This is a genomic window from Brenneria corticis (genome assembly GCF_003115855.1).
In the GTDB taxonomy this organism is placed as follows: Bacteria; Pseudomonadota; Gammaproteobacteria; order Enterobacterales; family Enterobacteriaceae; genus Brenneria; species Brenneria corticis.
On the sequence record NZ_KZ819106.1, the window covers coordinates 1 to 25,467 of the forward strand.

At 52.1% G+C, this 25,467-nt stretch carries 45 protein-coding genes; 39 read left to right on the plus strand and 6 right to left on the minus strand.

Annotation, left to right across the window (positions count from 1 at the left end):
• From DDT56_RS22970 to DDT56_RS23130, 33 genes are all read left to right on the plus strand, one after another.
• A partial coding sequence (locus DDT56_RS22970) for an EF-Tu C-terminal domain-related protein (protein ID WP_470287762.1) occupies positions 1–166 on the plus strand: 166 nt, incomplete at its 5' end.
• 202 nt (positions 167–368) lie between these two features.
• Positions 369–563 (plus strand): bacterioferritin-associated ferredoxin, encoded by a 195-nt coding sequence (gene bfd / locus DDT56_RS22975; RefSeq protein WP_009111201.1) that lies wholly within the window; start codon positions 369–371, stop codon positions 561–563.
• Positions 564–714: 151 nt separating this feature from the next.
• Positions 715–1,191 carry a bacterioferritin gene (gene bfr / locus DDT56_RS22980; protein ID WP_136168691.1) on the plus strand — a complete coding sequence of 159 codons (477 nt, stop codon included), beginning with the start codon at positions 715–717 and terminating at the stop codon, positions 1,189–1,191.
• Between the two features lie 290 nt (positions 1,192–1,481).
• Positions 1,482–1,793, plus strand: a complete 312-nt coding sequence (gene rpsJ / locus DDT56_RS22985) for a 30S ribosomal protein S10 (protein ID WP_001181005.1) — start codon at positions 1,482–1,484, stop codon at positions 1,791–1,793.
• A 33-nt stretch (positions 1,794–1,826) separates the two neighbouring features.
• Positions 1,827–2,456, plus strand: a complete 630-nt coding sequence (gene rplC / locus DDT56_RS22990; RefSeq protein WP_136168692.1) for a 50S ribosomal protein L3 — start codon at positions 1,827–1,829, stop codon at positions 2,454–2,456.
• A gap of 10 nt (positions 2,457–2,466) precedes the next feature.
• On the plus strand, positions 2,467–3,072 hold the full coding sequence (gene rplD, locus DDT56_RS22995; RefSeq protein ID WP_136168693.1) for a 50S ribosomal protein L4: 606 nt from the start codon (positions 2,467–2,469) through the stop codon (positions 3,070–3,072).
• A complete protein-coding gene (gene rplW / locus DDT56_RS23000) occupies positions 3,069–3,371 on the plus strand; it encodes a 50S ribosomal protein L23 (protein WP_009111205.1) in 303 nt (100 codons plus the stop codon). Before rplD ends, rplW begins: the two co-directional genes overlap by 4 nt.
• A 19-nt stretch (positions 3,372–3,390) precedes the next feature.
• On the plus strand, positions 3,391–4,212 hold the full coding sequence (gene rplB / locus DDT56_RS23005; RefSeq protein ID WP_136168694.1) for a 50S ribosomal protein L2: 822 nt from the start codon (positions 3,391–3,393) through the stop codon (positions 4,210–4,212).
• Between the two features lie 16 nt (positions 4,213–4,228).
• Positions 4,229–4,507, plus strand: coding sequence for a 30S ribosomal protein S19 (gene rpsS, locus DDT56_RS23010; RefSeq protein ID WP_004929772.1), 279 nt, complete (start codon positions 4,229–4,231; stop codon positions 4,505–4,507).
• Positions 4,508–4,521: 14 nt separating this feature from the next.
• Complete coding sequence (rplV, locus tag DDT56_RS23015) at positions 4,522–4,854, plus strand: 50S ribosomal protein L22 (RefSeq protein ID WP_009111207.1); 333 nt, start codon at positions 4,522–4,524, stop codon at positions 4,852–4,854.
• Positions 4,855–4,871: 17 nt separating this feature from the next.
• Entirely contained in the window at positions 4,872–5,573 is a 702-nt protein-coding gene (gene rpsC / locus DDT56_RS23020; RefSeq protein ID WP_005970274.1) for a 30S ribosomal protein S3, read from the plus strand.
• A 12-nt stretch (positions 5,574–5,585) separates the two neighbouring features.
• On the plus strand, positions 5,586–5,996 hold the full coding sequence (gene rplP, locus DDT56_RS23025; RefSeq protein ID WP_136168695.1) for a 50S ribosomal protein L16: 411 nt from the start codon (positions 5,586–5,588) through the stop codon (positions 5,994–5,996).
• A complete protein-coding gene (gene rpmC, locus DDT56_RS23030) occupies positions 5,996–6,187 on the plus strand; it encodes a 50S ribosomal protein L29 (RefSeq protein WP_048637248.1) in 192 nt (63 codons plus the stop codon). The genes rplP and rpmC overlap by 1 nt, the downstream gene beginning before the upstream one ends.
• Positions 6,187–6,441, plus strand: coding sequence for a 30S ribosomal protein S17 (rpsQ, locus tag DDT56_RS23035; protein ID WP_009111210.1), 255 nt, complete (start codon positions 6,187–6,189; stop codon positions 6,439–6,441). Before rpmC ends, rpsQ begins: the two co-directional genes overlap by 1 nt.
• A 166-nt stretch (positions 6,442–6,607) precedes the next feature.
• Entirely contained in the window at positions 6,608–6,979 is a 372-nt protein-coding gene (gene rplN, locus DDT56_RS23040; RefSeq protein ID WP_000613954.1) for a 50S ribosomal protein L14, read from the plus strand.
• Between the two features lie 10 nt (positions 6,980–6,989).
• Positions 6,990–7,304, plus strand: a complete 315-nt coding sequence (rplX, locus tag DDT56_RS23045; protein ID WP_005970267.1) for a 50S ribosomal protein L24 — start codon at positions 6,990–6,992, stop codon at positions 7,302–7,304.
• Positions 7,305–7,318: 14 nt separating this feature from the next.
• Entirely contained in the window at positions 7,319–7,858 is a 540-nt protein-coding gene (rplE, locus tag DDT56_RS23050) for a 50S ribosomal protein L5 (protein WP_005970265.1), read from the plus strand.
• Positions 7,859–7,871: 13 nt separating this feature from the next.
• On the plus strand, positions 7,872–8,177 hold the full coding sequence (gene rpsN / locus DDT56_RS23055) for a 30S ribosomal protein S14 (RefSeq protein WP_009111211.1): 306 nt from the start codon (positions 7,872–7,874) through the stop codon (positions 8,175–8,177).
• A 33-nt stretch (positions 8,178–8,210) separates the two neighbouring features.
• The gene (rpsH, locus tag DDT56_RS23060; protein WP_136168696.1) at positions 8,211–8,603 is read left to right on the plus strand and encodes a 30S ribosomal protein S8; all 393 of its coding nucleotides are present in this window, start codon (positions 8,211–8,213) and stop codon (positions 8,601–8,603) included.
• Between the two features lie 13 nt (positions 8,604–8,616).
• Positions 8,617–9,150, plus strand: coding sequence for a 50S ribosomal protein L6 (gene rplF / locus DDT56_RS23065; protein WP_136168697.1), 534 nt, complete (start codon positions 8,617–8,619; stop codon positions 9,148–9,150).
• Between the two features lie 9 nt (positions 9,151–9,159).
• On the plus strand, positions 9,160–9,513 hold the full coding sequence (gene rplR, locus DDT56_RS23070) for a 50S ribosomal protein L18 (RefSeq protein WP_009111214.1): 354 nt from the start codon (positions 9,160–9,162) through the stop codon (positions 9,511–9,513).
• A 14-nt stretch (positions 9,514–9,527) separates the two neighbouring features.
• Positions 9,528–10,028, plus strand: a complete 501-nt coding sequence (gene rpsE, locus DDT56_RS23075) for a 30S ribosomal protein S5 (protein WP_005970257.1) — start codon at positions 9,528–9,530, stop codon at positions 10,026–10,028.
• Between the two features lie 6 nt (positions 10,029–10,034).
• Positions 10,035–10,214, plus strand: a complete 180-nt coding sequence (gene rpmD, locus DDT56_RS23080) for a 50S ribosomal protein L30 (protein WP_004846568.1) — start codon at positions 10,035–10,037, stop codon at positions 10,212–10,214.
• 3 nt (positions 10,215–10,217) lie between these two features.
• Positions 10,218–10,652, plus strand: a complete 435-nt coding sequence (rplO, locus tag DDT56_RS23085; RefSeq protein ID WP_009111215.1) for a 50S ribosomal protein L15 — start codon at positions 10,218–10,220, stop codon at positions 10,650–10,652.
• A 7-nt stretch (positions 10,653–10,659) separates the two neighbouring features.
• The gene (gene secY / locus DDT56_RS23090) at positions 10,660–11,991 is read left to right on the plus strand and encodes a preprotein translocase subunit SecY (RefSeq protein ID WP_009111216.1); all 1,332 of its coding nucleotides are present in this window, start codon (positions 10,660–10,662) and stop codon (positions 11,989–11,991) included.
• A 33-nt stretch (positions 11,992–12,024) separates the two neighbouring features.
• The gene (gene rpmJ, locus DDT56_RS23095) at positions 12,025–12,141 is read left to right on the plus strand and encodes a 50S ribosomal protein L36 (RefSeq protein WP_002227352.1); all 117 of its coding nucleotides are present in this window, start codon (positions 12,025–12,027) and stop codon (positions 12,139–12,141) included.
• 146 nt (positions 12,142–12,287) lie between these two features.
• A complete protein-coding gene (rpsM, locus tag DDT56_RS23100) occupies positions 12,288–12,644 on the plus strand; it encodes a 30S ribosomal protein S13 (RefSeq protein ID WP_009111217.1) in 357 nt (118 codons plus the stop codon).
• Positions 12,645–12,660: 16 nt separating this feature from the next.
• Positions 12,661–13,050 (plus strand): 30S ribosomal protein S11, encoded by a 390-nt coding sequence (gene rpsK, locus DDT56_RS23105; protein ID WP_121576367.1) that lies wholly within the window; start codon positions 12,661–12,663, stop codon positions 13,048–13,050.
• Positions 13,051–13,080: 30 nt separating this feature from the next.
• On the plus strand, positions 13,081–13,701 hold the full coding sequence (rpsD, locus tag DDT56_RS23110; protein ID WP_136168698.1) for a 30S ribosomal protein S4: 621 nt from the start codon (positions 13,081–13,083) through the stop codon (positions 13,699–13,701).
• A gap of 25 nt (positions 13,702–13,726) precedes the next feature.
• Positions 13,727–14,716 carry a DNA-directed RNA polymerase subunit alpha gene (locus DDT56_RS23115; RefSeq protein WP_048637257.1) on the plus strand — a complete coding sequence of 330 codons (990 nt, stop codon included), beginning with the start codon at positions 13,727–13,729 and terminating at the stop codon, positions 14,714–14,716.
• 40 nt (positions 14,717–14,756) lie between these two features.
• The gene (gene rplQ, locus DDT56_RS23120; RefSeq protein WP_009111220.1) at positions 14,757–15,149 is read left to right on the plus strand and encodes a 50S ribosomal protein L17; all 393 of its coding nucleotides are present in this window, start codon (positions 14,757–14,759) and stop codon (positions 15,147–15,149) included.
• A 91-nt stretch (positions 15,150–15,240) separates the two neighbouring features.
• Positions 15,241–15,609, plus strand: a complete 369-nt coding sequence (locus tag DDT56_RS23125; RefSeq protein WP_136168712.1) for a DnaJ family domain-containing protein — start codon at positions 15,241–15,243, stop codon at positions 15,607–15,609.
• An 85-nt stretch (positions 15,610–15,694) separates the two neighbouring features.
• Positions 15,695–15,952 carry an alternative ribosome-rescue factor A gene (locus tag DDT56_RS23130; RefSeq protein WP_136168699.1) on the plus strand — a complete coding sequence of 86 codons (258 nt, stop codon included), beginning with the start codon at positions 15,695–15,697 and terminating at the stop codon, positions 15,950–15,952.
• Here the strand turns inward: DDT56_RS23130 and mscL are convergent.
• The 5 genes from mscL to def all read right to left on the minus strand — a co-directional run bounded on the left by mscL (position 15,942) and on the right by def (position 20,727).
• Entirely contained in the window at positions 15,942–16,358 is a 417-nt protein-coding gene (mscL, locus tag DDT56_RS23135) for a large-conductance mechanosensitive channel protein MscL (RefSeq protein ID WP_136168700.1), read from the minus strand. The two genes, DDT56_RS23130 and mscL, sit on opposite strands and share 11 nt — an antisense overlap.
• Before the next feature lie 98 nt (positions 16,359–16,456).
• A complete protein-coding gene (gene trkA / locus DDT56_RS23140; RefSeq protein ID WP_136168701.1) occupies positions 16,457–17,833 on the minus strand; it encodes a Trk system potassium transporter TrkA in 1,377 nt (458 codons plus the stop codon).
• 58 nt (positions 17,834–17,891) lie between these two features.
• Positions 17,892–19,181: a 16S rRNA (cytosine(967)-C(5))-methyltransferase RsmB gene (rsmB, locus tag DDT56_RS23145; protein ID WP_136168702.1), complete on the minus strand. Its 1,290-nt coding sequence runs from the start codon at positions 19,179–19,181 to the stop codon at positions 17,892–17,894.
• A 61-nt stretch (positions 19,182–19,242) separates the two neighbouring features.
• On the minus strand, positions 19,243–20,190 hold the full coding sequence (gene fmt, locus DDT56_RS23150; protein WP_136168703.1) for a methionyl-tRNA formyltransferase: 948 nt from the start codon (positions 20,188–20,190) through the stop codon (positions 19,243–19,245).
• A gap of 27 nt (positions 20,191–20,217) precedes the next feature.
• Positions 20,218–20,727, minus strand: coding sequence for a peptide deformylase (gene def / locus DDT56_RS23155; protein WP_136168704.1), 510 nt, complete (start codon positions 20,725–20,727; stop codon positions 20,218–20,220).
• Between the two features lie 128 nt (positions 20,728–20,855).
• On the opposite strand from def, the gene dprA reads away from it, so the two are divergent.
• Genes dprA through DDT56_RS23185 form a run of 6 tightly spaced genes read left to right on the plus strand, consistent with a single transcriptional unit; the run spans position 20,856 to position 24,666 of the window.
• Complete coding sequence (dprA, locus tag DDT56_RS23160; protein WP_136168705.1) at positions 20,856–21,977, plus strand: DNA-protecting protein DprA; 1,122 nt, start codon at positions 20,856–20,858, stop codon at positions 21,975–21,977.
• Complete coding sequence (locus tag DDT56_RS23165; protein ID WP_136168706.1) at positions 21,949–22,422, plus strand: DUF494 family protein; 474 nt, start codon at positions 21,949–21,951, stop codon at positions 22,420–22,422. Before dprA ends, DDT56_RS23165 begins: the two co-directional genes overlap by 29 nt.
• A gap of 22 nt (positions 22,423–22,444) precedes the next feature.
• On the plus strand, positions 22,445–23,002 hold the full coding sequence (locus DDT56_RS23170) for a DNA topoisomerase family protein (protein WP_136168707.1): 558 nt from the start codon (positions 22,445–22,447) through the stop codon (positions 23,000–23,002).
• The gene (gene tsaC, locus DDT56_RS23175) at positions 22,995–23,564 is read left to right on the plus strand and encodes an L-threonylcarbamoyladenylate synthase type 1 TsaC (RefSeq protein ID WP_136168708.1); all 570 of its coding nucleotides are present in this window, start codon (positions 22,995–22,997) and stop codon (positions 23,562–23,564) included. Before DDT56_RS23170 ends, tsaC begins: the two co-directional genes overlap by 8 nt.
• Positions 23,565–23,584: 20 nt before the next feature.
• Positions 23,585–24,412 (plus strand): shikimate dehydrogenase, encoded by an 828-nt coding sequence (gene aroE / locus DDT56_RS23180; protein WP_136168709.1) that lies wholly within the window; start codon positions 23,585–23,587, stop codon positions 24,410–24,412.
• Entirely contained in the window at positions 24,409–24,666 is a 258-nt protein-coding gene (locus DDT56_RS23185; RefSeq protein WP_136168710.1) for a DUF1488 family protein, read from the plus strand. Before aroE ends, DDT56_RS23185 begins: the two co-directional genes overlap by 4 nt.
• On the opposite strand, the gene DDT56_RS23190 is transcribed toward DDT56_RS23185, so the two are convergent.
• On the minus strand, positions 24,642–25,199 hold the full coding sequence (locus DDT56_RS23190) for a gamma carbonic anhydrase family protein (RefSeq protein ID WP_136168711.1): 558 nt from the start codon (positions 25,197–25,199) through the stop codon (positions 24,642–24,644). The genes DDT56_RS23185 and DDT56_RS23190 overlap by 25 nt on opposite strands.
• Positions 25,200–25,467 lie beyond the last annotated feature (268 nt).

Below are 25,467 nucleotides of genomic sequence, written 5' to 3' on the forward strand. Positions count from 1 at the left end.
CACCATCGAACTGCCGGAAGGCGTGGAAATGGTTATGCCGGGCGACAACATCAAGATGGTGGTAAACCTGATTGCCCCGATCGCGATGGACGACGGTCTGCGTTTCGCCATCCGTGAAGGCGGCCGTACCGTAGGCGCGGGCGTTGTTGCTAAAGTTATCGCTTAATCGCTGATAAACTTCTGCATGAAAAAAAGGCACTTCGGTGCCTTTTTTTATGGTTTATTTGATAAATGTGAATTGAAATAAAAACCATTCCCATTTACACTCTGCTTCAGTTAAAAAATCACATGGCGTGATTTAACGCGCCGCTGGCGGCGACCCTAAGTGGGTGGACAGGACGGCCGCCACAAAGATGAGATACTCCGGTATGTATGTCTGTTTGTGTAATGCTATCTCCGATAAAGCGATCCGTAACGCGGTGCGTCAGTACCAGCCCCAGTCTATGCAGCAGTTGCGAAAATTGGTTCCCATCGGAACGGAATGCGGCAAATGTATTCGCCAGGCTAGGGTGATTCTTGAGGATGAACAAGCCAAAGTCCCTGATATGTATGAAGTAGCATAAAATGTAAGGCTTTTATTTGTGGCGCGCCATCCCTGGCCACCCCCCTTACGGGGCGTCGCTGGATGCGACGTCAAAAACTTCTCCCGGAAGTTTTTTGGCTCTCTTTGCGTAGCGGTTCTACACTGTATGAACCGGAGCGGAGGAGCATGTCATGAAAGGCGATAAAAAAGTCATTACGTATCTGAACAAGTTATTGGGCAATGAGCTGGTCGCGATCAACCAATATTTTCTGCATGCCCGAATGTTTAAAAACTGGGGGCTGACCCGTCTCAACGATCACGAGTATCATGAGTCTATTGACGAAATGAAGCACGCCGATCGCTATATCGAACGAATCCTGTTTCTCGAAGGCATTCCCAATCTGCAGGATTTGGGCAAGCTGAATATCGGCGAAGACGTCGAGGAGATCTTGCGTTCCGACCTGCAACTCGAGCTGGACGGCGCCCAGGACCTGCGCGAGGCGATTGCCTACGCGGATTCCGTGCAGGATTATGTCAGCAGGGATCTGTTGATAGAAATTCTGGCCGATGAGGAAGGGCATATCGACTGGCTGGAGACCGAGCTGGATCTGGTCTCCCGCCTCGGCATACAAAACTACCTGCAAAGCCAGCTTAGAGAAGCGCAATAGCCCTCTTTAAGCCTCGCCGTTCTACGGCCGGAGATAGCGCTACGTTCCGGCCGTCATTCTAAATCATTTCACCCTGCATGTTGCTTCCTGAGCCAATTTGCGTATAATGCGCGAGCTTACCGAATCTAAGGTAGGTCTGATTTATACTAAATCAGCGGCCAAGGTGGTTGATTGGCCGAAACAATACTCCCGATATGGGGGTTATGTACTAACGATTACACTCCCCCATCAATCGAAATGGGTGTGAGGAGTAATTATTTACGTTTATAAATAATTGGAGCTCTGGTCTCATGCAGAACCAAAGAATCCGTATCCGCCTGAAAGCGTTTGATCATCGTCTGATCGATCAATCAACTGCGGAAATCGTCGAGACTGCCAAGCGCACTGGTGCGCAAGTCCGCGGTCCGATCCCGCTGCCGACCCGCAAAGAGCGCTTCACCGTTCTGATTTCTCCGCACGTCAATAAAGATGCGCGCGATCAGTACGAGATTCGCACTCACAAGCGTCTGGTTGACATCGTTGAGCCAACCGAGAAAACCGTTGATGCTCTGATGCGTCTGGATCTGGCTGCTGGTGTAGACGTGCAGATCAGCCTGGGTTAATCAGGGTCATTGAGCGATTGAGAGGTTGAAACAATGATTGGTTTAGTCGGTAAAAAAGTGGGTATGACCCGTATCTTCACTGAAGATGGCGTATCTATCCCCGTAACCGTTATCGAAATTGAAGCAAACCGCGTGACTCAGGTTAAAGACCTGGCTAACGACGGTTACCGCGCTGTGCAGGTGACTACCGGTGCTAAAAAAGCAAACCGCGTTACCAAACCAGAAGCAGGTCACTTTGCTAAAGCTGGCGTAGAAGCCGGCCGTACCCTGCGTGAATTCCGTCTTGCAGAAGGCGAAGAGTTCACCGTAGGTCAGAGCATCAGTGTTGAAATTTTCGCTGACGTTAAAAAAGTAGACGTTACTGGTACATCCAAAGGTAAAGGTTTTGCCGGCACGGTTAAGCGCTGGAACTTCCGTACCCAGGATGCGACCCACGGTAACTCCTTGTCTCACCGCGTTCCGGGTTCCATAGGTCAGAACCAGACTCCGGGCAAAGTGTTCAAAGGCAAGAAAATGGCAGGCCAACTGGGTAACGAACGCGTAACCGTTCAGAGCCTGGATGTAGTGCGTGTTGACGCTGAGCGCAACCTGCTGCTGGTTAAGGGTGCTGTTCCGGGTGCAACCGGTAGCGACCTGATCGTTAAACCAGCTGTGAAGGCGTGAGGAGATAGCAATGGAATTAGTATTGAAAGACGCGCAAAGCGCGCTGACTGTTTCCGAAACTACCTTCGGTCGTGATTTCAACGAAGCGCTGGTACACCAGGTTGTTGTTGCTTACGCAGCAGGTGCCCGTCAAGGTACTCGCGCTCAGAAGACCCGTGCTGAAGTAACTGGTTCCGGTAAAAAACCGTGGCGTCAGAAAGGTACCGGCCGTGCGCGTTCAGGTACTGTGAAGAGCCCGATCTGGCGTTCCGGTGGCGTGACTTTCGCAGCCAAGCCTCAGGATCACAGTCAGAAAGTTAACAAAAAGATGTACCGCGGCGCGCTGAAAAGCATTCTGTCCGAACTGGTACGTCAAGATCGTTTGATCGTTGTCGAGAAGTTCTCTGTCGAAGCACCGAAAACCAAGTTGCTGGCGCAGAAACTGAAAGACATGGCGCTGGAAGACGTACTGATCATCACCGGTGAACTGGATGAAAATCTGTTCCTGGCTGCGCGTAACCTGTACAAGGTTGACGTGCGTGATGTCGCCGGTATCGATCCAGTTAGCTTGATCGCCTTCGACAAAGTCGTCATGACTGCTGAAGCTGTTAAGCAAGTTGAGGAGATGCTCGCATGATCCGTGAAGAACGTCTGCTGAAAGTTTTGCGCGCGCCGCACGTTTCTGAAAAAGCGTCTACAGCGATGGAAAAGAACAACACCATCGTACTCAAAGTTGCTAAAGACGCGACCAAAGCAGAAATCAAAGCCGCCGTGCAGAAACTGTTTGAAGTCGAAGTCAATGATGTTCGCACCCTGGTAGTTAAAGGAAAAGTGAAACGTCATGGACAGCGTATCGGTCGTCGTAGCGACTGGAAAAAAGCTTACGTCACCCTGAAAGAAGGCCAGAATCTGGACTTCATCGGCGGCGCAGAGTAAGTCGGAGGAGTAAAGAACAATGGCAATTGTTAAATGTAAACCGACATCTCCGGGTCGTCGCCACGTTGTTAAAGTGGTTAACCCTGAGCTGCACAAGGGCAAACCTTATGCCCCGTTGCTGGAAAAGAACAGCAAATCCGGTGGCCGTAACAACAATGGCCGCATCACTACCCGTCACATCGGTGGTGGTCATAAACAGCAATATCGTCTGGTTGACTTTAAACGCAACAAAGATGGTATTCCTGCTGTTGTTGAGCGTCTGGAGTATGATCCGAACCGTTCCGCGAATATCGCGCTGGTTCTGTACAAAGACGGCGAACGCCGTTACATCCTGGCGCCGAAAGGCCTTAAAGCAGGTGACCAGATCCAATCTGGCGTTGATGCTGCAATCAAAACCGGCAACACCTTGCCGATGCGTAACATCCCGGTCGGTTCAACGGTTCACAACGTAGAATTGAAACCAGGCAAAGGCGGCCAGCTGGCTCGCTCCGCCGGTGCCTACGTTCAGATCGTTGCCCGTGACGGATCTTACGTGACCCTGCGTCTGCGTTCCGGCGAAATGCGTAAAGTCGAATCCGACTGCCGCGCGACGCTGGGCGAAGTGGGCAATGCGGAGCATATGCTGCGCGTTCTGGGTAAAGCAGGTGCTGCTCGCTGGCGTGGTGTTCGCCCGACCGTTCGCGGTACGGCGATGAACCCGGTAGACCACCCGCACGGTGGTGGTGAAGGTCGTAACTTTGGTAAGCACCCGGTATCCCCGTGGGGCGTACAGACCAAAGGTAAGAAGACCCGCAGCAACAAGCGTACTGATAAGTTCATCGTACGTCGCCGTACTAAATAATTTTAGAGGATAAACCATGCCACGTTCTCTCAAGAAAGGTCCATTTATTGACCTGCACTTGCTGAAGAAGGTAGAGAAAGCGGTGGAAAGCGGTGACAAGAAGCCTTTGCGCACTTGGTCCCGTCGTTCAACGATCTTTCCAAACATGATCGGTTTGACCATCGCTGTCCATAATGGTCGTCAGCACGTTCCGGTGTTTGTTTCCGATGAAATGGTCGGTCACAAACTGGGTGAATTCGCGCCGACTCGTACTTATCGCGGCCATGCGGCCGATAAAAAGGCCAAGAAGCGCTAAGGTAGGAGGAAGAGATGGAAACTATTGCTCAACATCGCCACGCTCGTTCTTCTGCTCAAAAGGTTCGCCTGGTGGCTGACCTGATTCGCGGTAAGAAAGTGTCGCAAGCTCTGGAAGTTCTGACCTACACCAACAAGAAAGCTGCTGGTCTGGTTAAAAAAGTGCTGGAGTCTGCCATTGCTAATGCAGAGCACAACGATGGCGCTGACATTGATGATCTGAAAGTTGCGAAAATCTTCGTTGACGAAGGCCCAAGCATGAAGCGCATTATGCCGCGTGCCAAAGGTCGTGCGGATCGCATCCTGAAGCGTACCAGCCACATCACTGTGGTTGTGTCCGATCGCTGAGACTCTGGAGACTAGCAATGGGTCAGAAAGTACATCCTAATGGTATTCGACTGGGTATTGTCAAACCCTGGAACTCTACCTGGTATGCGAATACCAAAGAATTCGCTGACAACCTGGACAGCGACTTTAAAGTTCGTAAATACCTGACGAAGGAACTGGAGAAGGCTTCCGTTTCTCGTATCGTTATCGAACGTCCGGCTAAAAGCATCCGTGTGACCATTCACACCGCTCGCCCGGGTATCGTTATCGGTAAAAAAGGTGAAGATGTTGAAAAACTGCGCAAAGTCGTAGCGGATATCGCTGGCGTACCTGCACAGATCAATATCGCAGAAGTTCGTAAGCCCGAACTGGACGCAAAACTGGTTGCTGACAGCATCACTTCTCAGCTGGAACGTCGCGTGATGTTCCGTCGTGCTATGAAGCGTGCGGTACAGAACGCCATGCGTCTGGGCGCCAAGGGTATCAAAGTTGAAGTAAGCGGCCGCCTGGGCGGTGCTGAAATCGCGCGTACCGAATGGTACCGTGAAGGTCGTGTTCCGTTGCACACGCTGCGTGCGGATATCGATTACAACACTTCCGAAGCGCACACCACTTATGGTGTTATCGGTGTGAAAGTGTGGATCTTCAAAGGTGAGATCCTGGGTGGTATGGCTGCCGTTGAACAACCGGAAAAACCGGCTGCTCAACCTAAAAAGCAGCAGCGTAAAGGCCGCAAGTAAGGAGAGTCGCTGATGTTACAACCAAAGCGTACAAAATTCCGTAAGATGCACAAAGGCCGCAACCGTGGCCTGGCTGTAGGAACGGATGTTAGCTTCGGCACTTTCGGTCTGAAAGCTGTTGGCCGCGGTCGCCTGACCGCTCGTCAAATCGAAGCTGCACGTCGTGCCATGACCCGCGCCGTTAAGCGTCAAGGTAAGATCTGGATCCGTGTATTCCCGGACAAACCGATCACCGAAAAACCGCTTGAAGTGCGTATGGGTAAAGGTAAAGGTAACGTAGAGTATTGGGTTGCCCTGATTCAGCCAGGTAAAGTCCTGTACGAAATGGACGGTGTGCCGGAAGAGTTGGCCCGTGAGGCATTCCAACTGGCAGCAGCGAAACTGCCGATTAAAACCACCTTTGTAACTAAGACGGTGATGTAATGAAAGCACAAGAGCTGCGTGAAAAGAGCGTTGAAGAGCTGAACACCGAGCTGCTCGAACTGCTGCGCGAACAATTCAATCTGCGCATGCAGGCGGCAAGTGGCCAGCTGCAACAAACTCACCTGTTGAAACAAGTGCGTCGTAATGTTGCACGTGTTAAGACTTTACTGACTGAGAAGGCGGGTGCGTAATGACCGATAAAATCCGTACTCTGCAAGGCCGCGTCGTTAGCGACAAAATGGAGAAATCCATCGTCGTCGCCATCGAACGTTTCGTGAAACATCCGCTTTACGGTAAGTTCATTAAACGTACGACCAAGCTGCACGTACATGACGAGAACAATGAATGCGGAACTGGCGACGTGGTTGAAATCCGCGAATGCCGTCCGCTGTCCAAAACCAAGTCTTGGACGCTTGTTCGCGTTGTAGAGAAAGCGATTCTGTAATACAGTAGCGCTCTTCTCGTTATGATAAACGGCTCAGTAACTGGGCCGTTTATTTTTTCTACCCATATGAAGGAAGCGGTGTTATAATGCTGCGCCCTTAATTTGGGGCATTTTAATGGCCTGTGATGGGTCCTAAAGTAGTAGTTGACATTAGCGGAGCACTAAAATGATCCAAGAACAGACTATGCTGAATGTGGCCGATAACTCCGGTGCACGTCGCGTAATGTGTATCAAGGTTCTAGGTGGCTCGCACCGTCGCTACGCAGGCGTCGGCGATATCATCAAAATTACCATCAAGGAAGCAATTCCTCGCGGTAAGGTGAAGAAAGGCGATGTACTGAAGGCGGTAGTGGTGCGCACCAAGAAGGGTGTTCGTCGCCCGGACGGTTCTGTCATTCGCTTCGATGGAAATGCTTGCGTTATTCTGAACAATAACAGCGAACAGCCTATCGGTACGCGTATTTTTGGGCCGGTAACTCGTGAACTGCGTAATGAGAAGTTCATGAAAATTATCTCTCTGGCACCAGAAGTACTCTAAGGAGCGAATCATGGCAGCGAAAATCCGTCGTGATGACGAAGTTATCGTGCTGACCGGCAAAGATAAAGGTAAGCGCGGTAAAGTAAAAAATGTCCTGTCTGCTAGTAAGGTCATTGTTGAAGGTATCAACCTGGTTAAAAAACATCAGAAGCCGGTTCCGGCCCTGAACCAACCAGGCGGCATCGTTGAAAAAGAAGCTGCTATTCAGGTTTCCAACCTTGCGATCTTCAATGCGGCAACTGGTAAGGCTGACCGTGTAGGCTTTAGATTCGAAGACGGCAAAAAAGTCCGTTTCTTCAAGTCTAACAGCGAAACTATCAAGTAATTTGGAGTAGTACGATGGCGAAACTGCATGATTACTACAAAGACGAAGTAGTTAAAAAACTCATGACCGAGTTTAACTACAATTCTGTCATGCAAGTCCCTCGGGTCGAGAAGATCACCCTGAATATGGGTGTTGGTGAAGCGATCGCTGACAAGAAACTGCTGGATAACGCAGCAGCCGATCTGGCAGCAATCTCCGGTCAAAAACCGTTGATCACCAAAGCTCGCAAATCTGTTGCAGGCTTCAAAATCCGTCAGGGCTATCCGATCGGCTGTAAAGTAACTCTGCGTGGCGAACGCATGTGGGAGTTCCTTGAGCGACTGATTTCCATTGCTGTACCGCGTATCCGTGACTTCCGCGGCCTGTCCGCCAAGTCATTCGACGGCCGTGGTAACTACAGCATGGGTGTGCGTGAGCAGATCATCTTCCCGGAAATCGACTATGACAAGGTCGATCGCGTTCGTGGTTTGGATATTACCATTACCACCACTGCGAAATCCGATGATGAAGGCCGTGCGCTGTTGGCCGCCTTTAACTTCCCATTCCGCAAGTAAGGTAGGGTTACTAATGGCTAAGCAATCCATGAAAGCACGCGAAGTCGTTCGCGTGAAACTGGCTGATAAATACCGCGCTAAACGCGAGGAATTAAAAGCTATTATCTCCAGCGTGAACTCTTCCGACGAAGAACGTTGGGATGCAGTTCTTAAGCTGCAGACTCTGCCGCGTGATTCCAGCCCGTCTCGTCAGCGTAACCGCTGCCGTCAAACTGGTCGTCCGCATGCTTTCCTGCGGAAGTTCGGGTTGAGCCGTATCAAGGTCCGTGAAGCCGCTATGCGCGGTGAAATTCCGGGTCTGAAAAAGGCTAGCTGGTAATTGTCACCAATTGAATCACGGGAGTAAAGACAGATGAGCATGCAAGATCCGATCGCGGATATGCTGACCCGTATCCGTAACGGTCAAGCCGCGAACAAAGTTGCGGTCACCATGCCTTCCTCCAAGCTGAAAGTGGCAATTGCCAACGTGCTGAAGGAAGAAGGCTACATTGAAGATTTTAAAATCGAAGGCGACGCCAAGCCTGAACTGGAAATCACTTTGAAGTATTTCCAGGGCAAGGCCGTGGTAGAAAGCATTCAGCGTATCAGCCGCCCCAGTCTGCGCATCTATAAGAAAAAAGATGAGCTGCCGAAAGTAATGGCGGGTTTAGGTATCGCGGTTGTTTCTACCTCTAAAGGTGTTATGACTGATCGTGCAGCTCGCCAGGCTGGTCTTGGTGGCGAGATTATCTGCTACGTAGCTTAATCGGGAGGAAAGAATGTCTCGTGTTGCAAAAGCACCCGTCGTCATTCCTGCCGGCGTAGAGGTAAAACTCAACGGTCAGGATATTTCGATTAAGGGTAAAAACGGCGAGCTGAGTCGTAAGATCCATGACGCTGTTGAAGTTAAACAGGCTGACAACGCTCTGACTTTCGCCCCGCGCGAAGGTTTCGTTGACGGATGGGCCCAGGCGGGCACCACTCGTGCGCTGCTGAACTCAATGGTTGTCGGTGTTACCGAAGGCTTCACCAAGAAGCTGCAGCTGGTCGGTGTTGGTTATCGTGCTGCCGTAAAAGGCAACGTAGTGAACCTGTCTCTTGGGTTCTCTCATCCGGTTGACCACGCGCTGCCGGCAGGTATTACCGCAGAGTGCCCCAGCCAGACTGAAATCGTACTGAAAGGTGCTGATAAGCAGGTTATTGGTCAGGTCGCTGCGGAAATACGCGCCTACCGTCGTCCTGAGCCTTACAAAGGCAAGGGTGTCCGTTACGCCGACGAAGTCGTGCGTACCAAAGAGGCTAAGAAGAAGTAAGGTAACACTATGGATAAGAAAGCAGCTCGTATCCGTCGTGCGACCCGCGCACGCCGCAAGCTCCAGGAACTGGGTGCGACGCGTTTGGTGGTACATCGTACCCCACGCCATATTTATGCGCAGGTCATCGCACCGAACGGTTCTGAAGTCCTGGTAGCCGCTTCTACTGTAGAAAAAGCTATCGCTGAGCAACTGAAGTATACCGGCAACAAAGATGCAGCTATCGCAGTAGGTAAAGCTATTGCCGAACGCGCATTGGAAAAAGGGATTAAAGACGTATCCTTTGACCGTTCCGGTTTCCAATATCATGGTCGAGTCCAGGCACTGGCAGATGCTGCCCGTGAAGCTGGCCTTCAGTTCTAAGGTAGAGGTGTAAGATGGCTCACATCGAGAAACAAGCTGGCGAACTGCAGGAAAAGCTGATCGCGGTAAATCGCGTATCTAAAACCGTTAAAGGTGGCCGTATTTTCAGCTTCACCGCACTGACTGTAGTGGGTGATGGCAACGGTCGCGTTGGTTTTGGCTACGGAAAAGCACGCGAAGTTCCGGCAGCGATCCAGAAAGCGATGGAAAAAGCCCGTCGCAATATGATGAACGTCGCGCTGAACAACGGCACCCTGCAGCACCCGGTTAAAGGTGCTCACACGGGCTCTCGTGTGTTCATGCAGCCGGCTTCCGAAGGTACCGGTATTATTGCCGGCGGTGCAATGCGCGCCGTTCTGGAAGTCGCAGGGGTACACAACGTATTGGCCAAGGCCTATGGTTCCACCAACCCGATTAACGTGGTTCGTGCAACGATTGATGGTCTGGCGAATATGAAGTCCCCGGAAATGGTCGCTGCCAAGCGTGGTAAATCCGTTGAAGAAATTCTGGGGTAATTAACCATGGCAAAGACTATTAAAATAACTCAAACCCGTAGTGCAATCGGTCGTCTGCCGAAACATAAGGCAACGCTGCTTGGCCTGGGTCTGCGTCGTATTGGTCACACCGTTGAACGTGAGGATACTCCTGCGGTTCGCGGTATGGTCAACGCGGTTTCCTATATGGTTAAAGTGGAGGAGTAACAGATGCGCTTGAATACTCTGTCTCCGGCCGAAGGCGCAAAGCACGCGCCGAAGCGTTTAGGTCGTGGTATCGGTTCTGGCCTGGGCAAAACCGGCGGTCGCGGTCACAAGGGTCAGAAGTCTCGTTCTGGCGGTGGCGTGCGTCGTGGTTTTGAAGGCGGTCAGATGCCTTTATACCGTCGTCTGCCGAAGTTCGGTTTCACTTCTCGCAAAGCTATGATCACGGCAGAAGTTCGTCTGTCCGATCTGGCCAAAGTAGAAGGCGACGTCGTTGACCTGAATACGCTGAAAGCCGCTAATGTGATTGGCATTCAGATCGAATTCGCGAAAGTGATTCTGTCTGGTGAAGTTGCTCGTCCGGTAACGATTCGTGGTCTGCGTGTCACTAAAGGTGCTCGTGCTGCTATCGAAACTGCTGGCGGTAAAATTGAGGAATAAGTAGCAGATGGCCAAACAACCAGGATTAGATTTTCAAAGTGCTAAAGGCGGAGTAGGCGAACTGAAGCGCAGACTATTGTTTGTTATCGGTGCGCTGATTGTTTTCCGTATTGGCTCTTTTATTCCGATTCCTGGTATTGATGCCACTGTGCTTGCCAAATTGCTTGAACAGCAGCGAGGCACCATCATTGAAATGTTCAACATGTTCTCTGGTGGTGCGCTCAGCCGTGCTTCTATCTTTGCCCTGGGTATCATGCCGTATATTTCGGCATCGATTATTATCCAGCTGCTGACCGTGGTTCATCCCACGCTGGCGGAAATAAAGAAAGAAGGGGAGGCTGGCCGTCGCAAGATTAGCCAGTACACCCGTTACGGTACTCTGGTATTGGCCATATTCCAGTCGATCGGTATTGCTACCGGTCTGCCGAATATGCCTGGGATGCAGGGCCTGGTGTTAAATCCGGGCTTTGCCTTCTACTTTACCGCTGTTGTAAGCCTGGTTACGGGAACCATGTTCCTGATGTGGCTGGGTGAACAGATTACGGAACGTGGTATCGGCAACGGTATTTCGATCATAATCTTCGCTGGTATCGTTGCGGGGCTGCCGCCGGCCATTGGCCATACCATCGAGCAAGCGCGGCAAGGCGACCTGCACTTCCTCCTGTTGCTGTTGGTTGCAGTTTTAGTGTTTGCAGTAACCTTCTTCGTTGTTTTCATGGAGCGTGGTCAACGGCGTATCGTCGTCAACTATGCCAAGCGTCAACAAGGTCGTCGCGTTTATGCAGCACAGAGTACGCATTTACCGCTGAAAGTGAATATGGCGGGGGTTATCCCGGCTATCTTCGCATCCAGCATTATTCTGTTTCCGGCCACGATTGCATCCTGGTTCGGGGGCGGTACCGGTTGGAACTGGCTGACTACGATTTCGCTGTATTTGCAGCCTGGACAACCGCTTTATGTGTTACTCTATGCGTCTGCAATCATCTTCTTCTGTTTCTTCTACACTGCGTTGGTTTTCAATCCGCGTGAAACAGCAGATAACCTGAAGAAGTCCGGTGCATTCGTGCCAGGAATTCGTCCGGGAGAGCAAACGGCGAAATACATCGATAAAGTAATGACCCGCCTTACCCTGGTAGGTGCGATGTACATTACTTTCATCTGCCTGATCCCGGAGTTCATGCGTGATGCAATGAAAGTGCCTTTCTATTTCGGCGGCACGTCATTATTGATCGTTGTTGTGGTCATCATGGACTTTATGGCTCAAGTGCAAACTCTGATGATGTCGAGTCAGTACGAGTCTGCATTGAAGAAAGCAAACCTGAAAGGCTATAACCGTTAATCAGGTGCGTTTGAGAAGTTACGGAGAGTAAAAATGAAAGTTCGTGCTTCCGTCAAGAAATTATGTCGTAACTGTAAGATTGTTAAGCGTAACGGTGTCGTTCGTGTGATCTGCAGTGCCGAGCCGAAGCATAAACAGCGTCAAGGCTGATTATCTCGCATATTTTTCTTGCAAAGTTGGGTTGAGCTGGCTAGATTAGCCAGCCAATCTTTTGTATGTAGCCGCAATACTATTTGAGTATCCTGAAAACGGGCTTTTCAGAATGGTATTGCCGTATAAAATTGTAGGAGTGCATAGTGGCCCGTATAGCAGGCATTAACATTCCTGATCATAAGCATACCGTTATCGCATTAACGGCGATCTACGGTGTCGGTAAAACTCGTTCGCAGGCCATCTGCGCTGCTTCGGGTATTGCTGAAAATGTTAAGATCAGTGAGCTGTCTGAAGAGCAAATCGATAAGCTGCGTGACGAAGTTGCCAAGTTTGTTGTTGAAGGTGACCTGCGTCGTGAAGTTACCCTGAGCATTAAGCGTCTTATGGACCTTGGTACTTATCGTGGTTTGCGTCATCGTCGTGGTCTTCCGGTTCGCGGTCAGCGTACCAAGACTAACGCCCGTACCCGTAAGGGTCCGCGCAAACCGATCAAGAAATAATCGGGGTGATTGAATAATGGCAAAGGCACCTATTCGTACACGTAAGCGTGTAAGAAAGCAAGTCTCTGACGGTGTGGCTCATGTCCATGCTTCTTTCAACAACACCATCGTTACTATTACCGATCGTCAGGGTAATGCGCTGGGTTGGGCAACTGCCGGTGGTTCCGGTTTCCGTGGTTCTCGTAAATCCACTCCGTTCGCCGCTCAGGTTGCAGCTGAGCGCTGTGCTGAAGCAGTGAAAGAGTACGGTATCAAGAACTTGGAAGTTATGGTTAAAGGACCTGGTCCGGGCCGTGAGTCTACTATCCGCGCATTGAACGCGGCTGGTTTCCGCATCACTAATATTACTGATGTGACTCCGATCCCCCATAACGGTTGTCGTCCGCCGAAAAAGCGCCGCGTATAACGCCGCTTTTAGGATTGTTGGAGAAAGAAAATGGCAAGATATTTGGGTCCTAAGCTCAAGCTGAGCCGTCGTGAAGGCACCGACCTGTTCCTGAAGTCTGGTGTTCGTGCGATCGATTCCAAGTGTAAGATTGAACAAGCTCCTGGCCAGCACGGTGCGCGTAAACCGCGTCTGTCTGACTATGGTGTGCAGTTGCGTGAAAAGCAAAAAGTTCGCCGTATTTATGGTGTTCTGGAACGCCAGTTCCGTAACTATTATAAAGAAGCCGCTCGTCTGAAAGGCAACACGGGTGAGAACCTGTTACAGCTGCTGGAAGGTCGTCTGGACAACGTTGTTTACCGTATGGGCTTCGGCGCCACTCGTGCTGAATCGCGTCAGTTGGTTAGCCACAAGGCTATCATGGTAAACGGTCGCGTTGTTAGCATCGCTTCTTATCAGGTATCCCCGAATGACGTAGTCAGCATCCGTGAGAAAGCGAAAAAGCAATCTCGCGTTAAGGCCGCTCTGGAGCTGGCTGAACAGCGTGAAAAGCCAACTTGGCTGGAAGTTGATGCTGCCAAGATGGAAGGTGTGTTCAAACGTATTCCTGAACGTACCGATCTGTCTGCGGACATTAATGAACACCTGATCGTCGAGCTTTACTCCAAGTAAAGCTTAGTACCAAAGAGAGGACACAATGCAGGGTTCTGTGACAGAGTTTCTAAAACCGCGCCTGGTTGATATCGAGCAAGTCAGTTCGACGCACGCCAAGGTGACCCTTGAGCCATTAGAGCGTGGCTTCGGCCATACTCTTGGCAACGCACTGCGCCGTATTCTGCTTTCATCCATGCCAGGTTGCGCGGTGACCGAGGTTGAGATTGATGGTGTACTGCATGAGTACAGCACCAAAGAAGGCGTACAGGAAGACATCCTGGAAATCCTGCTCAACCTGAAAGGGCTGGCGGTGAGAGTTCAAGGCAAAGATGAAGTTATTCTTACCCTGAATAAATCTGGCATTGGCCCTGTGACTGCAGCCGACATCGTCCATGATGGTGATGTCGAAATCGTCAAGCCGCAGCACTTGATCTGCCACCTGACCGATGAAAACGCCGCTATCAGCATGCGTATCAAAGTTCAGCGTGGTCGTGGTTATGTGCCGGCATCTGCCCGTATTCATACGGAAGAAGATGAGCGCCCGATTGGTCGCCTGTTAGTCGATGCTTGCTACAGCCCTGTAGAGCGTATTGCCTACAATGTTGAAGCGGCACGCGTAGAACAGCGTACCGACCTGGACAAGCTGGTCATCGAAATGGAAACCAACGGTACGATCGATCCTGAAGAGGCGATCCGCCGTGCGGCAACCATTCTGGCTGAACAACTTGAAGCTTTTGTTGACCTGCGTGACGTGCGTCAACCGGAAGTTAAAGAAGAAAAACCAGAGTTCGATCCGATCCTGCTGCGCCCTGTTGACGATCTGGAATTGACTGTCCGCTCTGCTAACTGCCTTAAGGCAGAAGCTATCCACTACATCGGTGATCTGGTACAGCGTACCGAGGTTGAGCTGTTGAAAACGCCTAACCTGGGTAAAAAATCTCTTACCGAGATTAAAGACGTACTGGCTTCCCGTGGTCTGTCTCTGGGCATGCGCCTGGAAAACTGGCCGCCGGCAAGCATTGCTGATGAGTAACCAGATCGCAGGTTAAGGTTTTACTGAGAAGGATAAGGTCATGCGCCATCGTAAGAGTGGTCGTCAACTGAACCGTAACAGCAGCCATCGTCAGGCTATGTTCCGTAACATGGCTAGTTCTTTGGTTCGTCATGAGATTATCAAGACGACCCTGCCGAAAGCGAAAGAGCTGCGTCGTGTTGTTGAACCGCTGATTACTCTTGCCAAGACCGACAGCGTTGCTAATCGTCGTCTGGCATTCGCCCGCACTCGTGATAACGAGATCGTGGCAAAACTGTTTAATGAACTGGGCCCGCGTTTCGCGAGCCGTGCCGGTGGTTACACTCGTATTCTGAAGTGTGGCTTCCGTGCAGGCGACAATGCGCCGATGGCATACATCGAGCTCGTTGATCGTTCAGCTTCTCAGACAGAAGAAGTTGCTACTGCGGAGTAATCTGTAAGAGCATAAAAAAACCGGGGAAACCCGGTTTTTTTATGCCTTGAATTCGGCTAACCTTTAAGCGTACGCGGCTTTTGGGGGAATGATGTGGTTAATTGACGAACTGGCGGAACGCCATATCGCGCTTGCCCTGCAGCAGGGGCAGTTTGACAATTTACCGGGTAGCGGCCAGCCCTTGTCGCTTGACGATGACAGCGGCGTACCGCCCGAGCTTCGGGTCGCCTACCGGCTGCTGAAAAATGCCGGCTGTTTGCCGTTGGAACTTGAAGAGCGTAAAGAGGCGCTGCAGTTATCCGATCTGCTGGAAAATATTTCTCACCAGTCTCCGGAATATGAAGCGCTTTCACGCCGCTTTCGCCTGCTTGAGCTACGCCTGCAGCAGCGGGGCGTCAATACCGACTTTTTACACGCGGAGTACTCCGCATCGTTAAAACAGGTTTTTGATTCTCGGTAAGTTCCCCTACCTCATCTGTACCACCGCCAGATTCTCCTCTATACTCACACGCGTTCTATTTATATGCACATCATGAGAGGTATCTATGACCGGCTATCGTCATAAACGGGGTAAAATTCAGGACAATGCCGTGGAAGCATTGCTGCACGACCCGCTATTCCGTCAACGGATTGAGGTGAACAGCAAGGGAAAAGGGAGTTACCGTAGAAAAGACAAACATGCGAAGAAGGGAAACTGGGAGGCCAGCGGTAAGCAATCAAATGATTCTTTACCGCTGGCCTTTTTGTTTTCTTGGCTGAAGACGCCGTTGCACAACGGACTGGTTAAAGGATTTACAATTTAGGCTGTTGCTGATTTTTCAGCAGGTCGCGTATTTCCGTCAATAATGTCTCTTCGGCGCTGGGTTTAGGCGGTGCGGCCGGCGCATCTTCCTGTTTGCGGCGCATTTTGTTCATCAGTTTAATCGCCATGAAAATAGCGAATGCGACAATGACGAAATCAAAAATATTCTGAATAAAAACGCCGTAGTTCATAATTACCGCGGGTATGTCGCCTTGGGCATCACGTAAAACCAGACTGAATTGTTTGAAATCCACGCCGCCGATAAGCAGTCCCAGAGGAGGCATTATAATATCGGATACCAGCGACGAAACGATTTTACCGAAGGCGGCGCCGATAATCACACCGACCGCCAGATCGACAACGTTTCCCCGCATGGCAAATTCGCGGAATTCTTTAATAATACTCATAACCACTCTCCTTGATAAAAAGATAAATTAATTTTAACAAATAGTTTTATATTTGCCATATAACCTGGTGATAGTTAAACAACTTATCTTCTTTTTCATTACAAGAAGAACGGGCTTGGCTGGAATAAACGTTCCACATCCGGCACGAATTTCTTGTCGGTTAAAAACATAATGATGTGATCGCCCTGTTCGATACGGGTATTGTCGTTGGCGATAATAACGTCATCGCCGCGCACCACCGCGCCAATCGTGGTGCCTGGCGGCAGTTTTATATCCTCCACCATGCGCCCGACCACTTTTGAGGTGTCTTCATCGCCGTGGGCAATGGCTTCGATTGCTTCTGCCGCGCCCCTGCGCAGGGAGGAGACGCTGACGATATCCGCTTTACGCACGTGGCTTAATAGCGCGGAGATGGTCGCCTGCTGCGGAGAGATGGCGACATCAATGACGCTGCCCTGAACCAAATCGACGTAAGCGCGGCGCTGAATCAGCACCATGGCTTTCTTTGCCCCCATCCGCTTGGCCAACATGGCCGACATAATGTTGGCTTCGTCATCATTGGTAATGGCGATAAACACATCAATCTGCTCGATATGCTCTTCAGCGAGCAGCTCCTGGTCCGAGGCATCGCCGTGAAACACGATGGTATCCTGCAATAACTCGGCAAGCTCGGCCGCTCGATCCGCGTTATGTTCTATCAGTTTAATGCTGTAATCTTTTTCCAACCGCTGCGCCAGCCCGGCGCCAACGTTTCCCCCGCCCACGATCATGATGCGTTTATAGGGGTTCTCCAGCCGTTGCAGTTCGCTCATCACGGCGCGAATATTCTGTGATGCGGCAACAAAAAAGACTTCATCTCCGGCTTCGATAACGGTAGAACCCTGGGGGCGGATAGGGCGGTCGTGACGGAAAATAGCGGCAACGCGCGTTTCTATATGCGGTATATGTTCACGAATCGATGACAGGGCGTTACCGACCAAAGGGCCGCCATAGTAGGCGTTTACCGCCGCAATGCTGACTTTTCCCTGGGCGAAATTGACGACCTGAAGCGCGCCGGGATATTCAATCAGCTTGTAAATATTGTCGATAACCAATTGTTCAGGCGAGATTAAATGATCGATGGGCACGGCTTCGGGCAGAAAAAGATGCTCGGATTCGCGGATATACTCGGCCGCACGGATGCGCGCGATACGGTTTGGCGTATTGAAAAGCGAATAGGCGATCTGGCAGGCAACCATATTGGTTTCATCGGAATTGGTGACCGCAACCAGCATATCCGCGTCTTCCGCGCCCGCTTCGCGCAATACCCGAGGGTGGGAGGCATAGCCGGCGATCACGCGCAGATCAAATTTATCCTGAAGCTGACGTAAACGGGTGGTATCGGTGTCGACAACGGTAATGTCGTTGTTTTCACCGGCCAGGTTTTCCGCCAGCGTGCCGCCTACCTGACCCGCGCCAAGAATAATAATCTTCATAATCAATTCTGCCGTATGTGTTGTTGCCGCAAGGCGTTAGACAATGCTGGAGGCAATATCAGTTTTTTACCAGCTTGGCGTAGAAGAAACCATCGCCGTCATCCGGGCCGGGGAGTTTCTGGATGCCGGGCCGTTGCGGCGAGCCGGTGCCGACCAGCGCGGCATCGGCATGACGCGCAAGGAAGCCAGCTACCTGCTGCTGATTCTCTTCCGGCATGATTGAGCAGGTGGCATAGACCAAGGTTCCGCCCGGTTTGAGATAGGGCCAGACGGCTTCCAGAATCTCTTTTTGCAACAGCGCCAGTTCGGCGATATCGCTGTCGCGCCGCAACCATTTAATATCCGGATGCCGGCGGACCACCCCCGTCGCGGAGCAGGGCGCATCCAGCAGGATACGGTCGAAAATGCGGCCCTGGCTCCAGCTTTCGGGCTGACGCCCGTCGCCGAGAACCACTTCCGCATGTAGTTGCAGACGCTGTAAATTCTCTCTTATCCGGCTCAGCCTTGACTCGTCGATATCCACCGCCAATACGTGCGATTGCGGCGCCGCTTCCAGAATATGGGTGGTTTTCCCTCCCGGCGCCGCGCAAAGATCGAGAATCGTCTCGCCATTTTGCGGATCCAGCCAGTATACGCAGCCCTGTGCCGAGGCATCCTGGACCGTTGCCCAGCCTTGCTCGAATCCTGGAAGCAGGTTGACGGCGCAGGGGACGGCGAGACGAATGGCGTCGGGATAATCGGCATGGGGCAACGCTTCGATGCCTTGCTGCTCAAGCAGGGCAAGGTACGCTTCGCGGCTATGATGCAGCCGGTTGACGCGCAGCCACATCGGTGGGCGCTGGTTATTGGCGTCGACAATCTGCTGCCAGTTGTCGGGATAGGCGTTTTTAATCCGGGTCAGCAGCCAGCCCGGATGCAGATAGCGTACGGGATTATTCGCCGCGCGCGCCAGCAGCTCGTCCTGCTGGCGTTGAAACTGCCGCAACACGCCGTTAATCAGCCCCTTTAACTGCGGGCGTTTCAGGGCGATGGCGCCCTCCACGGTTTCCGCCAGCGCCGCGTGAGCCGGGATGCGGGTATACAGCAGTTGATACATGCCGATCATAATCAGGTAGTGCAGCGGCCGCTGCTTACCCGTCAATGGCTTGGCCATCAACTGCTGAATAAACCATTCCAACTGCGGCAACGCACGCAGAACGCCAAAGCAAAGCTCCTGCAATAGCGCGCGATCCTTGTCAGAGATATCTCGCTGACAGGCGGGCAATAAGGTGCTGAGCGATTGTCCGTGGTCCACTACTTGCCCTACCACTTTAGCGGCAATACTGCGAAGGTTATATGAGCTTTTCATTTGTTAGCGACTACGTAAGAGAGAGGGTATACCGGCGGGTATCGCCGGTATTAAACCGCGTTTAGGCCAGAACATTGCCGGGGGTAAACCATTCACGCCGCGAGTTAAGCAGATCCTGGACCTTCATCACTTTTTTACCGGCCGGCTGTAACTCAAGAATGGTGAGCAGGCCATCTGACGTGGCGACCTGGATGCCGTTTTTATCGGCGTGCAAAATGGTGCCGGGCAATGCGTGATGATCCCTGACGATCGCTGCGCTTTTCCACACCTTAACCGGCTGTTCGTCGACGACAAAATAGCTTACCGGCCAGGGATTGAACGCCCGCACGCAGCGCTCAAGCTGTATCGCGGAAAGTTGCCAGTCGAGGCGGGCCTCTTCCTTGCTGAGCTTTTCCGCGTAGGTTGCCAGGTCGTCATCCTGAGTTTCGGGCGCGGCCTTACCGTCAGCCAACTGCGCCAGCGTTTCCAGTAGTCCGCGGGGGCCAAGCTCCGCCAGCTTGCTGTATAACGTGGCGCTGGTATCGTCGGCAAGAATCGGACAGGCGATCTTGTGCAGCATGGCGCCGGTATCAAGCCCGGCGTCCATCTGCATGATCGTCACGCCGGTGCTTTGGTCGCCCGCCCACAGCGCGCGCTGAATCGGCGCGGCTCCGCGCCAGCGCGGCAGCAGAGAACCGTGCACGTTGATACAGCCGAGGCGCGGCATATTCAGAACCGTCTGGGGTAAAATCAGCCCGTAAGCGACCACCACCATGACGTCGGCCCGCAGGGCTTCCACCATCTCCTGACCTTCGGCCTGACGCAGCGATTTGGGCTGATACACCGGAATATCGTGCTGTTCCGCCAGCGCTCTCACCGGGCTGGCGGTTAACTTGTTACCCCGGCCGGCCGGCCGGTCTGGCTGAGTGAAAACCCCCACCACCTGATGCTCGGAGGAGAGGAGCGCCTCCAGGTGGCGCGCGGCGAAGTCAGGTGTACCGGCAAAGATAATGCGTAAAGAATCAGACACGTTGTTTCCTGTCAGGAAGATAAACCCTTAATCCCGGCCGTTTAGCCTGGCCATTTTTTCCAGTTTTTGACGGATTCTCTGGCGTTTCAGAGAGGAAAGATAATCAATAAACAACTTCCCGACCAGATGGTCCATCTCATGCTGGATACAAATCGCCAATAGGCCCTCAGCTTCCAGTTCGAAGGTATTGCCTTCCCGATCCAGCGCCCGTACTTTCACGCGTTCGGCGCGCGGCACCAGCGCCCGGGTTTCCGGGATCGACAAACATCCCTCTTCGATACCGGTATCGCCGCTTTTTTCAAGCAGCTCGGGATTAATCAGCACCAGCCGCTGATCGCGGGTCTCTGAAACATCGATAACAATAATACGCTGATGAATATCCACCTGGGTGGCGGCCAGACCAATGCCTTCTTCTTCATACATGGTATCGAACATATCATCGACGATACGCTGAATGTCCGCATTGACTTCTTTTACGGGCTGCGCCTTGATGCGAAGCCGCTCGTCCGGAAAATGTAATACGTGCAAAACTGACATATATATTTAGATCTGTATCCGAGTGGTGAAAGAGTATCTGTCCCTATTCTAGACATTTCTCGCACCGATTGACAGCATCGGCAGTTAATTGCCGGGGCAACCCGAACCGGCGGAATAAGGGACGCGCAATGTTATCAACGGAAATCTGGCTGCGCCTGATGGGAGTGAGGTACCTGGGGGCCAGACGGGCCGGAGCAATGGCCGAAGAGCTTATTGCCATGGGGGATTACGGCAAAAGCGCTTTAATGTCACTGGGCATGACTGAGGTTCAGGCAGAACAGTTCCAACGCTTTGATCGGAAAATAGTGGCAGAAACGCTGTGCTGGCTGTCGCAGCCCGATCGCCACATAGTGACCTGCATTGATAAAAGATACCCGTTTTTGCTCGCCAATATCAGTTCCCCTCCGCTGTTGCTGTTTGTGGCCGGCGATCCCGCTTTACTGGCATCGCCGCAAATCGCTATCGTCGGCAGCCGCGGCAATAGCGCCTATGGCGAGCAGTGGGGGCAGTTCTTTGCGCAGGAACTGGCGGTAAATAACCTGACTATCACCAGCGGGCTGGCGGTCGGGATCGATGGTATCGCACACCGGGCGTCACTGGAAGCCGGGGGAAAGACGGTCGCGGTGTTAGGCAGCGGGCTGGCTCATATCTACCCCCGGCGTCATCACCGGCTTGCCGAGCGTATTCTCGAGCTGGGCGGCGCAGTGGTGTCCGAATTCCCGCTGGCGACACGGCCATTGCCGACGAACTTTCCAAGAAGAAATCGTATTATCAGCGGGTTGAGTCTGGGCGTATTGGTGGTGGAGGCATCCATGCGCAGCGGGTCGCTGGTGACGGCCCGCTATGCGTTGGAACAGGGGCGGGAAGTATTTGCCTTACCGGGGCCGCTAGGCAACCCGATGACGCAGGGAACGCACTGGCTGATTCAACAGGGCGCGTACCTTGTCACCCATCCTAAAAATATCGTCGAACAGTTAATGAGTGAGCTGCAATGGCTTCCTGCAGCGGCGGATCAAACTATTTCTGCCGTGGAAGAGGATGTTGAATTGCCATTTGCTGATGTGTTGGCTAACGTAGGGGATGAGGTTACACCCGTTGACGTTGTCGCTGAACGTGCCGGCCAACCTGTGCCAGAGATAGTGGGTAAACTATTGGAACTGGAGTTAGCAGGATGGATCGCAGCAGTACCCGGCGGCTATGTCCGATTAAGGAGGGCAGGCCATGTTCGACGTACTCATGTACTTGTTTGAAACATATATCCACAATGAAACTGAAATGCGTGTCGATCAGGATTCGTTGACTGATGACCTCACCCGCGCTGGATTTGATCGTAATGATATCTACAGCGCGCTGAATTGGCTGGAAAAACTGGCTGACATACAGGAAGGGCAGAACACGCCGCTCAATCTGGCGCACGATCCGCTGGCGATGCGCATCTATACGCAGGATGAAGAGCTGCGTCTTGATGCGGAGTGCCGTGGTTTTTTATTATTTCTCGAACAGATCCAGGTCTTGAATCTGGAAACGCGCGAGATGGTGATCGACCGGGTGATGGCGCTTGATACACAAGATTTTGATCTGGAAGATCTTAAATGGGTCATTCTGATGGTGCTTTTCAATGTCCCCGGATGTGAGAACGCTTACCAGCAAATGGAAGAACTTTTGTTTGAGGAAAATGACGGTTATGTGCAATAGCCTGGAGCGTAATAGGTAAGGAATGGCTAAAACCGTACTTTTTGCCGACAAAAAACAAGAGCTTTGCCCGGAATGCGGGTCAGCGCTGGTTATCCGTTCCGGCCGGCACGGGCCTTTTCTTGGCTGCTCGCGTTACCCTGAATGTGAATTTATTCGTCCGCTAAAGGCGCAGGCGGACGGTCACGTGGTCAAGGTGCTGGATGGACAGCTTTGCCCGCGCTGTCAGTCGACGTTGGTGCTGAGGCAGGGGCGCTACGGCATGTTTATCGGCTGTGAAAATTATCCGCAGTGTAATCACACGGAGGTGATCGATCGCCCTGATGAAACCGCGTTGAGCTGTCCGCAATGTCGTAAGGGAACGCTGCTACAGCGCAAGTCGCGCTATGGCAAAGTGTTTCATGCCTGCGATCGTTACCCTGACTGCCAGTTTACGCTTAATAACAAACCGGTAGCCGGAGAGTGTCCCCACTGCGGCTATCCTTTACTTATCGAAAAGAAAACGGAGAAGGGCGTCAGACTGTTTTGCGCCAGTAAATTATGTGGAAAGCCGGCGACGGCCGAAGTTGATAACAATGAATAATGTCTCTGATGATTTACTGATTCCCGTCTTGCAGGCGCTGCGCCACGAAGAAGTCATCGCCTATCCCACCGAAGCGGTATTTGGCCTGGGGTGCGATCCGGATAGTGAAACGGCGGTAAACCGCTTATTGGCGCTAAAACAGCGTTCGTGGCGCAAGGGGCTGATTCTGATTGCCGCCGATTATCAGCAACTGGCGCCGTATGTGGACGATAGCGACCTGTCCGACGCGCAAAAAAGCGTCATGTTTTCCAGTTGGCCCGGGCCCGTTACCTGGGTTATCCCGGCCAGGCCCACCACGCCAACGTGGCTGACCGGGCAATTTAGCTCGCTGGCGGTGCGGGTCAGCGCGCATCCATTGGTGAAAAAATTGTGTGTCGGTTATGGCAAGCCGCTGGTTTCAACCAGCGCCAATTTGAGCGGCCTGCCGCCTTGTCGTTCGGAGCAGGAAATCTATCAGCAGTTTGGCGCTGATTTTCCCGTTCTGCACGGACAGGTAGGCGGAAGGGTAAACCCTTCCGAGATTAGAGATGTTTTAACCGGTAAACTGTTGCGCCAGGGGTAACCTGGAGATTGGAGAGTTGGGTGTCTGAGATAATGTCTTTTGCTGTTTTTGGTAATCCAATTGCGCACAGTAAGTCACCGCGTATACATGAGTTGTTTGCTTCTCAGACGGGTATCGCGCTGAATTATCAGCGCATACTGGCGCCGGTGGATAATTTTGAAGCGGAGTTGCATCGTTATTTCAGCGAGGGAGCCAGCGGGGCGAATATCACGGCGCCGTTTAAAGAGCGGGCTTTTGGCGTGGCGGATGAACGCAGCGAACGAGCATCGCTTGCCGGCGCCGTTAATACCTTAAAGAAACTGAGCGACGGACGTCTATTTGGCGATAATACCGACGGCATCGGTTTATTAAGCGATCTACAGCGGCTGGGGCTGGTAAAGCCAGGGGACCGTGTTTTACTGCTTGGCGCGGGCGGCGCGGCGCGTGGGGTTATCCAGCCATTGCTGGCTTATGGCTGCTCGGTCGTTCTGACGAACAGGACGTTTTCCAGAGCTGATGGATTAGTACAACTCTTCCGCTCCGTCGGCGATATCCGTGCGATGAGGTTTGATCAATTATCAGGGCAGGCTTTTGACCTGGTGATCAATGCCACTTCATCCGGGATATATGACAGCGTTCCCACGATACCCGCCGAACTGATCGCTGCCGATACGCGCTGTTATGACATGTTTTATTTGTCTGAGATGACGCCGTTTTTAGCATGGTGCGTACAGCATGGCGCGGTTAAATACGCCGACGGTCTGGGCATGCTCGTCGGTCAGGCGGCGCACGCCTTTAAACTCTGGCATGACGTAATGCCGGACGTTAATCCGGTGATTGAGACGCTTAAGCGGGAGCTGGCGCGGTGAATCAGGCGATTCAATTCCCGGATCGTGAAAGCTGGGACGATGAGCGTCAAACGATCCGTTTTCCGGTATTGGTCAACGGTTTCCAGCAGGATTGCCTTATCAGCGCGCAACAGATGCGGCAGCGCTACGGCGGCGCCACCCCTGAACAGTGGCTATCGCTGTTCAGGGAGAATCGCTGGGATCTGGAAGAGGTAATGGAAAAAATGGTGCTGAATGATGAATACGATAGTCAGGGCTGTTTTTCATTGTTCTGATCGAGGTATTCATTTTTCCAGCGCACGTAGTTATCGGCGGAATATATAAGGCCTTCGATCTCTTCCGGCGTCAGCGGGCGGATTTTTTTCGCCGGACTGCCGAGATACAGGTAGCCGCTCTCCAGACGTTTTCCCGGAGCAACAAGACTACCGGCGCCGATCATCACGTCATCTTCAACAATGGCGCCATCAAGAAGGATGGATCCCATGCCGACCAGCACACGATTGCCGATGGTGCATCCGTGTAACATGGCCTTATGTCCCACGGTGACATCTTCCCCGATGATTAACGGATTGCCCGCCGGGTTTTTTTCTGAACTATGGGTGATGTGCAGTACGGAACCGTCCTGAATATTACTTCTCGCGCCAATATCTATGTAGTTTACATCGCCACGGATCGCGACCAGAGGCCAGATGCCGACATCGTCGCCGAGGGTAACTTTACCTATGACCACGCTCGATGGGTCAATCATGACGTTTTCACCAATAACAGGAAACGACCCTTTATAGCCGCGAACGATTCCAGATCCCATTAAAACCCCCTTATTAACAGACGTCGTAATATAGCTAATATAGCGGTAGACAAAAATATCGATGGATAGACGGTGACCGTAAGCTGAAAGTAACCTCGATCGGACAAGATCTCAACGAAAGGGTTGAAAAATACGCGAACGGAAAAAAAGATCGAGAAAGGGGTTGTGTAACGAGACGGGATCCCTATAATGCGCCTCCATCGACACGACGCTGCGAATGCAAACCGGGTCGATAAGCAAGAGGAAAACGCTTAAAATAAGCATTGAC